We start from the raw sequence: 6,456 nt of genomic DNA, 5'->3' as shown, positions 1-6,456 counted from the left end.
GCCCTACTAATGCTCAGGTCCTGGATTTGCCCTTGCGAGAGGACTTGCCGGGTCGCTTTTTTACGACAGAAACACCGTAGTCATTTTTCAAAACGTTAACGACGGCTTCAAAGAACTGAGCCTTCTGATTGCTCAGCGCTAGCTGTTCTTCAAGCTCTTTGATTCGCTGCTCGGGTGTCAGCGGGAGGGGTGGCTCGGTCATGGACCTGCTCCTCGGCTCTCGAATTGATGCGCCTTGGCTCCAATCCTGCCGACCATGCTTGCGTAACCAGACCAGCACTGTCGACCGGCCCTGGATGCCATAGCGCCGTTGGGCTTCTTTATAACTCAACTCGCCTTTTTCAATCTGGTCTACGACCGATAATTTAAAGGCTAGCGTGTAGTCGCGCTGGCTGCGCCTTTTGCCCGAATCCATTGAATCCTCCTGAGGAAAGGTCAGAAGGTGTAAACCTTATTCAGGACGGGACAGAAGCGATAAAAAAAGCCTCCGTAAACGGAGGCTTTTTTGTCTGTCTGCAATCAGGCAGTAGTGTTGACGCCACCGCTGGTTGTCAGTTGCAGCAATGTGCCTTGCAGAGTCTGTATGGTTGAGGAGGTCTGAGCGATCTGCCCTTGAATGGCCAGAATACGCGCAGCCTTTTCCTCTTCCGAGCCTTTGCTGTTCTGAGCGGCAGCCAACTGAGCCTGCTGCTGAACCAGTTGTTTTTGAGCCTGCTTGATCTGCTCTTTGATCTTTTCGATGGTTTCTTCGACACCCGCACTAGCGGAAGCACCGCCTGCACCACCAGCCGCAGCACTACCACCAGCCTTGGCACCGTCAAGCGAAACACTTACACCGCTTTTTTCCGTGCTATCGGTTGCGGTCGAGGTCGCCGTGTCTGCGTCCTTGTTCTTGACGGTAAGCGTCAGTGCGCTCGAATAGGCACTCAGCGATGAGGTATTGATGGTAGTCATGACGAACTCCTGGTTGTATGCGAAGGCTATCGACACATTTACACACAACTTGAATAAATCATTGTATCTCGAATGTATCGGCGTCCAGATTGGCCGGGAAGCGCGTGCGGTAGTCCCGCAGAGCCGCAGCGCTCAGGGTTGCCAGAAAGACGCCATCTCCATCCCCGATATCGACCAGGCTGTCGCCCTGAAAATCCAGCACCTGGCTATCACCGGTATACGCAAAGCCCTTGCCATCGCTGCCAATCCGGTTGACGGCAGCAACGTAACACAGGTTTTCGATGGCCCTGGCCGGTAGCAGACGATTCCAGTGCAGACGGCGTGCGCCGGGCCAGTTCGCGGTATAGAGCAACAGGTCGGTGTCCCGTGCATCACGACTCCAGACCGGGAAGCGCAGGTCATAGCAAATCAGCGGACGAATGCGCCAGCCGTTCAACTCGAACATCACCTGACGCTCGCCCGGGCTGTAGTGCTCATGCTCACCCGCCATACGGAACAGGTGACGCTTGTCGTAATACAGCAACTCGCCATCGGGGCGTGCCCACAGCAGCCGGTTGCGATGATTACCCTCGGCATCACGAATGATCACGCTGCCGGTAATGACAGCCTGAACCTGCCTGGCCTGCTCCAGCATCCATACAGATGTCGGACCGCCTTCGGGTTCCGCCAGAGCTTCAGAGTCCATGGAAAACCCGGTGGTGAACATCTCCGGCAGAATCACCAGATCAACGTTTCTCACCTGCCCCAGCAGAGCGCTGAAGTGATCGAGATTGGCCTGCCGGTCATGCCAGACCAGACTGGTCTGGATCAATGCCAGATTCAGATCCTCTAACTGGCTCAAATCGCGCATAGTTTTTCCGCTGCATGACGCAGCGTCTCCTCTTGCTTGGCAAAGCACAGGCGTATCAGACGCTGGCCTTCAGGCGGCTTCTGGTAGAAGACCGAGACAGGAATGCTGGCAACGCCATGCTCGCGGGTCATCCACAACGACATGTCGACATCGTTGAGGTCCGGGCGGATCTGCGAGTAATCCACCAACTGGAAATACGTGCCGCCCACCCGCTCGAAGCTGAAGCGCGAAGACGCCAGTTGATCGCAGAAAAAATCACGCTTGGCCTGATAGAAAGCCGGCAGCTCCTCGACATGCTCGGGATGCGCGGCCATGAAATCAGCCAGTGCCCACTGCAACGGCGTAACGCCGCAGAAGCTCACGTATTGGTGAACCTTGCGCAGTTCGGCGGTCAATGCAGCAGGAGCGACCACATAGCCGGTCTTCCAGCCGGTCACGTGATAGGTCTTGCCGAACGAACTGACCACAAAGGCGCGCTGATAAAGCTCTTCATGGGCCAGTACGCTGACATGCTGAACGCCGTCGAAGACCAGATGCTCGTACACCTCATCGCTGACCAGATAAATGTCGCGATTGGCAATAAGAGCAGCCAACTGGTCCAGTTCGGCACGGCTGATCAAGGCGCCGCTGGGGTTGTGCGGGCTGTTGAGGATGATCATGCGCGTGCGCGGGCTCAAGGCCTCGCCCAGCTTCTGCCAGTCGATGGAGAAGTCACCCAGGCCAAGCTGCACATGCACGCAACGGCCACCGGCCAGTTCCACGGCGGGCTCATAGCTGTCGTAGCAAGGGTCGAAGACGATCACTTCATCGCCAGGGCGAATGACCGCCTGAACGGCGCAGAAAATCGCCTGAGTCGCACCCGGCGTAATGGTGACTTCGCTGTCCGGGTTTACCTGACGCCCGTAGCTGCGGGCGATCTTGGCTGCAACCTGCTGACGCAGGGCTGGCAGACCGGTCATCGGTGAATATTGGTTATGGCCTTGAGCAACATGAAGGCTCAAGGCGTCGCGCAGTGCTTGTGGCCCATCGAAATCGGGAAAGCCCTGGGACAGATTGATCGCACCGGTTTCGGCGGCGAGCTGAGACATGACGGTGAAGATGGTGGTGCCAACATTAGGCAACTTGCTGTCGATCATTAGGGCCCTTCCCTGCAATACCCCCGGCATCACGGTGGCACGGGTCCAGCAGGATAGCCCATCGAGCGCGCATAAAAAAAGGCACCCGTGCAGACGCAGGGTGCCTTTTCAGGAGAAAGACTCAGCGCTTGTCGCGGCGCTTCTTGTCTGCCTTCTTGTGGTGCGACATCAAACGACGCTTCTTGTTGACCTGACGGTCTGTCAGCGTGTTCTTGTTACCTTCGTACGGGTTCTCACCGCCCTTGAATTCGATACGGATCGGCGTACCAACCAGTTTCAGAACACGGCGATAGGTGTTTTCCAGGTAACGGACATAGGACTTCGGTACTTTCTCGACCTGGTTACCGTGGATCACGATCAGCGGCGGGTTGGCACCACCCAAGTGCGCATAACGCAGCTTGATACGGCGGCTGCCCACCATCGGCGGCGCGTGCTCGCTGACGGCATCTTCCAGAATCTGGGTCAGGCGGCTGGTTGGCCAGCGGGTGACGGCAGACTTGAAGGAGTTCTGCACCGACTGATACAGGTTACCCACACCGGTGCCATGCAAGGCAGAGATGAAGTGGATATCGGCAAAGTCGACGAAGAACAGACGACGTTCCAGCTCGGTCTTCACGTAGTCACGTTCGCCCGGTGTCATGCCATCCCACTTGTTCAGTGCGATAACCAGAGCACGGCCAGCCTCAAGTGCGAAGCCCAGCAGGTTGAGGTCGTGATCGACCACGCCTTCGCGGGCATCCATCACGAAGATCACCACGTTGGCATCCTTGATGGCCTGCAACGTCTTGACCACGGAGAACTTCTCGACTTCCTCGTGGATCTTGCCGCGCTTGCGCACACCCGCCGTGTCGATCAGCGTGTACTTCTCGTCGTTACGCTCGAACGGGATGTAGATACTGTCGCGCGTGGTGCCCGGCTGGTCATAGACGATCACCCGGTCCTCACCCAGCATGCGGTTGACCAGTGTCGACTTGCCGACGTTAGGACGACCGATGATGGCGATCTTGATGCCGTCTTTTTCGCTCGGGCCGGGAATGCGCTTGGCTTCCTCACCTTCAGCGACGTCCTCGGCCTCGCCCTCTTCGATTTCGTCCTCATCCTTGGGGAAATCTTTCAGGGCGATTTCCAGCATCTGGGAAATGCCACGGCCATGGGCACCGGCAACCGGGATCGCATCGCCCAGGCCCATCGGGCTGAACTCGGCACGCGCCAGGTTTTCATCGATGTTGTCGATCTTGTTGGCAACCACGTAAGAACGCTTGTTGCGCTTGCGCAGGTGCTCACCGATCATCTGGTCAGCCGCGGTGTAACCCGCCTTGGCATCCACCAGGAACAACACGACATCGGCTTCTTCGATGGCCAGCAGCGACTGCTCGGCCATCTTTTCGTCCATGCCATGCTCGTCGCCGGAAATACCACCGGTGTCGATCAGGATATAAGAGCGCCCCTGCCACTTCGCCTCTCCGTATTGGCGATCACGGGTCAGACCGGACAGATCGCCGACAATGGCGTCGCGGGTCCTGGTCAGGCGGTTGAACATGGTGGATTTGCCGACGTTCGGTCGACCCACCAGGGCAATTACGGGAACCATGCGGCTCTCCACTTCGTTATTTCAGAAAATACAAAAGCCGCTGCAGGGCAGCGGCCGGAGTTCGGAGCAGCGCCCGCAGGCGCCGCAGCCTTGCCGAAGCAAGGTCGTCCGGGGCCTTGGCCCCGAACATGGACAATCATCACTTGATGGTCAGGGCTTCCAGCTTGCCGCTGTTACCAAACACATAAATCATGTCACCAACCACCAGCGGACGCGCACGCAGACCATCGCTGTCGATACGCTCACGCCCTACGAAACGGCCATCTACCTGGCTCAACAGGTGCAGATAACCTTCCAGGTCGCCAACCGCTACATAGCTGGAAAACACTTCCGGCGCGCCCAGTTGACGGCGAGCCAGCGATTCGTTGCTCCACAGTGCAGTGGAAGAACGCTCGTCGATGCCTTCGACAGTGCCGGAGGCCAGAGTCACGTATACGCTGCCGAAGCCTTGAGCGACACCCGAGTAGCTTGACGCATCACGCTGCCAAAGCACACGACCGCTTTCCAGATCCAGACCGGCAACACGGCCCTGATAGCTGGCAACGTACAAGGTACCGCCAGACAGCAGCAGGCCACCGTCGATATCGACCACACGATCCAGCTCCGAACGGCCTTGCGGGATAGCGACACGCTGCTCCCAGACCGGTACGCCGTTGCTGATATCCAGAGCCACGACCTTACCGGTCGACAGGCCTGCAACAGCCAGACGGTTGGTCACTACCGGTGCGCCAGTACCGCGCAGGGTCAGTACCGCCGGAGTGCTTTCGTAGATCCAGCGCTGGGAGCCTGTGACAGCATCCAGACCGATCACGCGGTCATCCTGGGTCTGAACCACAACGACGTCGCCGTTGTTGGCAGGTGGAGCCAGGACTTCGCTGGTCACACGGGAACGCCATTTCTCTTCACCGGAGGAAACGTCCAGAGCAACGATTTCGCCCTTCTCGGTGCCGATCATGACCAGGCCATAACCTACGCCGACAGCGCCGGAAACAGGCAGCTCAAGATCCTTCTTCCAGATCACGTCACCGGTCAGGCGATCCAGGGACATGATGACCCCGGTCACATCCGAAGCGTAGATCCGGTCACCCTCAACAGCCGGAACCAGCATGTTGTAGGTTTTACCCTGACCGTCACCGATCGAACGGCTCCATTCCTTGTGCAGAACCACTTCTTCTTTGAAGTCGGTCAGTTCGGCTGGAGGCAATTCCTTTTTACTGTTGCTGCTGCAACCCGCGGCCAGAATGGCCAGAGCCAGCAATGCTGCATGTTTCCAACGAATCACGTCACGCATCCCCTTTCGCCAGATCGTCGAGCTTCATTTGCAGGCCACCCACCGCTGCGTCTTCAGACAAAGCGGACTTGGCCTTTTGGTATGCAGCATGTGCCTCGTCGGTACGACCCAACTGCACCAGCAGGTCACCCTTGAGTTCTTCACGGCTGGCCAGGAACGCCTTTTCGGCATCGCCAGCAAGCAGCTTGAGTGCATCGTCAGCCTTGTTCTGCGCAGCCAGAACGCGAGCAAGACGCTGACGGGCGATTTCGCCCAGCGTCGCGCTGGCAGGCTTGTCGGCCACTGGCTTCAGCTCAGCCGCAGCATCGTCGAGCTTGCCGGCATCGACTGCAACCTTGGCGACGAACAGGCTACCGAACTGGGCATAGGCAGTGCCACCGAATTCGCTCTTGAGCTTGCCGGCGATTTCGGCAACGCGAGCGGTATCGGCCTGGCCGCTTGGCGTCAGCGAGGTTTCCAGCAGTTGCTGATACAGCATCGAGGCGCCTTGCGACTGCTTGCTGTTGTAGTTCTGCCATGTGTACCAGCCAAAGACCACAACCAACGCCAGCAGACCGCCAGTTACCAGGGGTTTGCCGTTGCGTTGCCACCAGTCCTTCATTACGGCCAGCTCTTCATCATCGGTACGCGACAC

The 6,456-nt window shown here is 58.1% G+C and carries 6 protein-coding genes and 1 pseudogene; all 7 read right to left on the bottom strand.

What is annotated here, in order from left to right:
* Nucleotides 1–415, bottom strand: a pseudogene (locus tag Q6A51_RS19170) (IS3 family transposase); the annotation flags it as partial.
* A 104-nt stretch (nt 416–519) separates the two neighbouring features.
* Complete coding sequence (locus Q6A51_RS19165; protein ID WP_304575488.1) at nt 520–954, bottom strand: hypothetical protein; 435 nt, start codon at nt 952–954, stop codon at nt 520–522.
* A 58-nt stretch (nt 955–1,012) separates the two neighbouring features.
* A complete protein-coding gene (locus tag Q6A51_RS19160; RefSeq protein WP_201017955.1) occupies nt 1,013–1,804 on the bottom strand; it encodes an amidohydrolase in 792 nt (263 codons plus the stop codon).
* A complete protein-coding gene (locus Q6A51_RS19155; RefSeq protein ID WP_304575487.1) occupies nt 1,792–2,940 on the bottom strand; it encodes a pyridoxal phosphate-dependent aminotransferase in 1,149 nt (382 codons plus the stop codon). The genes Q6A51_RS19160 and Q6A51_RS19155 overlap by 13 nt, the downstream gene beginning before the upstream one ends.
* 121 nt (nt 2,941–3,061) lie before the next feature.
* On the bottom strand, nt 3,062–4,531 hold the full coding sequence (gene der / locus Q6A51_RS19150) for a ribosome biogenesis GTPase Der (RefSeq protein ID WP_201003763.1): 1,470 nt from the start codon (nt 4,529–4,531) through the stop codon (nt 3,062–3,064).
* 139 nt (nt 4,532–4,670) lie between these two features.
* Entirely contained in the window at nt 4,671–5,822 is a 1,152-nt protein-coding gene (gene bamB / locus Q6A51_RS19145) for an outer membrane protein assembly factor BamB (RefSeq protein WP_201003765.1), read from the bottom strand.
* Complete coding sequence (locus tag Q6A51_RS19140; RefSeq protein ID WP_304575486.1) at nt 5,815–6,456, bottom strand: YfgM family protein; 642 nt, start codon at nt 6,454–6,456, stop codon at nt 5,815–5,817. Before Q6A51_RS19140 ends, bamB begins: the two co-directional genes overlap by 8 nt.

Origin of the sequence: Pseudomonas serbiensis, assembly GCF_030580745.1 — a bacterium.
Lineage (GTDB): Bacteria > Pseudomonadota > Gammaproteobacteria > Pseudomonadales > Pseudomonadaceae > Aquipseudomonas > Aquipseudomonas serbiensis.
The sequence above is the reverse complement of the archived record's forward strand: the minus strand, read 5'-3'. Positions and strand labels throughout refer to the sequence as shown.